The sequence below is a fragment of the Belnapia arida genome (genome assembly GCF_016773205.1).
Classification (GTDB): Bacteria; Pseudomonadota; Alphaproteobacteria; order Acetobacterales; family Acetobacteraceae; genus Belnapia; species Belnapia arida.
Genome location: NZ_JAETWB010000117.1, coordinates 1 through 2868, shown reverse-complemented (window position 1 = coordinate 2868; position 2868 = coordinate 1). Strand labels below are relative to the sequence as shown.

The 2868-nt window shown below is 66.4% G+C and carries 4 pseudogenes; 1 reads left to right on the top strand and 3 read right to left on the bottom strand.

Annotated elements, in window-relative coordinates:
* Positions 1 to 74: 74 nt before the first annotated feature.
* Positions 75 to 1055: pseudogene (locus JMJ56_RS32860) on the bottom strand (IS3 family transposase); the annotation flags it as partial.
* Between the two features lie 266 nt (positions 1056 to 1321).
* Between JMJ56_RS32860 and tnpC the strand changes: the two are divergent.
* Positions 1322 to 1945 (top strand): annotated as a pseudogene (tnpC, locus tag JMJ56_RS32850) (IS66 family transposase); the annotation flags it as partial.
* Here the strand turns inward: tnpC and JMJ56_RS32845 are convergent.
* Together JMJ56_RS32845 and JMJ56_RS35965 are read right to left on the bottom strand one after the other, a co-directional pair.
* A pseudogene (locus tag JMJ56_RS32845) lies at positions 1935 to 2343 on the bottom strand (IS66 family transposase); the annotation flags it as partial. The pseudogenes tnpC and JMJ56_RS32845 sit on opposite strands and share 11 nt — an antisense overlap.
* A gap of 114 nt (positions 2344 to 2457) precedes the next feature.
* Positions 2458 to 2625, bottom strand: a pseudogene (locus JMJ56_RS35965) (transposase); the annotation flags it as partial.
* Positions 2626 to 2868: the final 243 nt, after the last annotated feature.

The window sequence follows — 2868 nt, the reverse complement described above, 5'->3', positions numbered from 1 at the left end:
CAATCTCCACATCCGTCATGAGGAAATCCGCCGAAACACTAACACCAGAGCCGGACCACTTTCGCCGTGTCACCTCAGGCCTGAGGCCGTCGAACTCTTCGTCGATCCGCAAGAGCCTCTTTCGGTGTCTTCTGTCCGAGAGCCATGTGAGGCCAGCTCTCATTGGGGGCCTGTCGCCAGGCCTCGACGATGGCACGGGCCCCGGCCAGCGTCTCGAACCAATGCAGGTTTAGGCACTCGTCCCGCAGCGAGCCGTTGAAGGTCTCGATGAAGGCGTTGTCGGTCGGCTTTCCAGGGCGCGAGAGGTCGATCTGCACCCCGTGGTGGTAGGCCCAGAGATCCACCAGCGGGCCGGTGAACTCGCTGCCGCTGTCGGCAAACAGGTATTTTGGCGCACCTCGCCGCCCGACGAGGCGGTTCAGCACCTCGGCCACAGGCTCCCCCTTGAGCCGCTGCCCAACCTCGATTGCCAGGCCTTCACGGCCCCAGATGTCGACCACGGTCAGCGCGCGGAACTTCGTGCCATGGCTGAGCTGCTCATGGACGAAGTCGAGGATTGAGGCCTCGTTGGGATGCCTGGGCACGTAGCGCGCCTCGCGGTGCACAACCATCTTGCGCCGCTTTGGCTGCTTGCTGCGCAGGGCAAGGCCCTCCTCGCCGTAGCGGCCAGACCAGGTTGCGCTCCACCGTCCAACCGTCACACCGGAGCATGACGTGGACCCGCCGGTAGCCATAGCGGATCCGCGTCTGCGCGATCTCATGCATGCGTTGCCGGATCTCGAGGCGGGGATCCCTGGTGCTCGGCTTGCACTGGGTCGATCGGTGCTGGCGTGTCAGAAAACAGGCCCGACGCTCGCTGGTGCCGTGGCTTCGCGCCACATAGGCCACGATCTCCTTCATGAGCGCTGGCCGGGAAATTTTTGTGACAGGACGTCCTGCAGCACAGCCTTGTCGAGGCTGAGCTCGGCCACCAGCCGCTTCAGCCGGGCATTCGCCTCGGTCAGCTGCTTGAACTCACGGACCTGGTCCGTCTCCAACCCGGCATACCGCTTCTTCCGACCGAGCGACATAAGCAACAAGATGGGTGGAAGGCCGAACAGGCGGTCCCTGGCGTGGCGGGTGATGCCATAGCACTCACAGGCGACCGCCTCGTGGCCGGGCCGGTCGGTGATGGTGATGTGGCTACCGCCGTAGCGGATCAGCCCTGCCTTCTGCGGCGCGCCGGCCGCCACCGTGACCCCGGCGCGGCGCACCCCCCAGCATCATGCCGAGCATCTCATGGGTCATCAGGAAGGTGTCGCCTTCCACCCGGTCATGCGCCCTGGCCGGCTATGTCGGCATCCTGCAGGCCGACGCCTATGCCGGGTTCAACGAGCTCTATGCCGCCAACCACAAGCCCGGCCCAATCACCGAGGCCGCATGCTGGGCCCATGGCCGGCGCAAGCTGTTCAAGCTCGCCGAGGTCGCCCGTGCCCCGCTGGTTGCCGAGGCGGTGCGCCGGATCGATGCGATTTTTACCGCCGAGCACGCCATCAATGGCCTACCCACCGAGCAGCGCCTGGCCGTGCGGGGGCAGCAGATCGCCCCGCTCGTCACCGATCTCGAGACCTGGATGCGCGAGCAGCGTGCCCGCACGTCCCGCCATGCCGAGGTCGGCAAAGCCATGGACTACATGCTGACCAGCTGGGACGCCTTCAGCCGCTTCCTGCGCGACGAAAGGATCTGCCTCACAAACAATGCGGCGGAACGGGAGCTGCCCGGCGTGGCCTTTGGCAGAAAGGCCTGGATGTTCGCCGGCAGCGACCGCGCTGCCGCCATGTAGTCGCTGATCGCCACCGCCGAGCTGAACGACGTCGATCCGCGAGCTTGGCTCGCCGACGTGCTGGCCCGCATCGCCGACCACCCGGCATCCCGCCTACACGAGCTGCTGCCCTGGCATTGGAGTGCAGGATGCCCGCGTAGCTGTCCAGGTGCGGCTGCGGGTGCTCGCCGGTGCGGTCGCGGGGGTAGCGGAACATCGCCGCTGGTGGCGCCGGCCTGGCAAAGGGCCGGCCGTCACGGACATAGGTCCAGACGCAGCCGGTGATTGTCCGACCCTTGGCCAGCACCGGCACCGTGGTGTCGTGGCCATGCAGCCGCCCGCCGGCCAGCACATGGGCATCGATCAGCGCCGTCAGCGGCGCCAGGGTGGCGGTGCAGGCGCCGACCCAGTCGGCGATGACTGGACACACCGAGCTCGATGCGCTCGCGGGCGCAGGTCTCGCTCAGACGGTTGAGCGGCAGGTGCTGCCCGAACTTGGCCTCCAAGATCATGGCCAGGAGGTGGGGGCCGGCTCTGCCGCGGGCGATCTCGATCTGCGATGTCTCTCGGCCAGGTCCAGCCTCGCACGGTGCCGGTGAACAAGGTGAAGCCGCGGACGATGACCCCGACATCACCGGCTGCTCCGCCGCCAGCGCACCCGAGCGGACCTGCTTGCGCCACATCCATAGCACGCTCCGGCTCACCTCGTGCCGACGTGACACATCCGCAAAGCATGCTCGTGGGCGCTCAGCCTCCGCCACCATCCGCAGCTTGTCCGCTACCCGCCAGTGCCGTCGGCGCTCGACCCCGCTGATGATCTCCATGCCACCAACCTGCTCCGTCCTTAGCAACACTCTTACGAGCATCGGTAAGATCAAAAGACAGGTTCACCAATGCCAGGGAAGGCGGCCCTCGGCAGATGGGTGCGGATTACCTTGGTGCAGCTCCGACGGAGCGGCATTCTGCCGCTCTGCCTGACCTGTGGTTCAGCCGATCCAGTCGTAGACTTTGACGTAGTCCACGGCGATATCGACATGTTTGACGCCGGTGCCGTTGGGTGAGCCGCC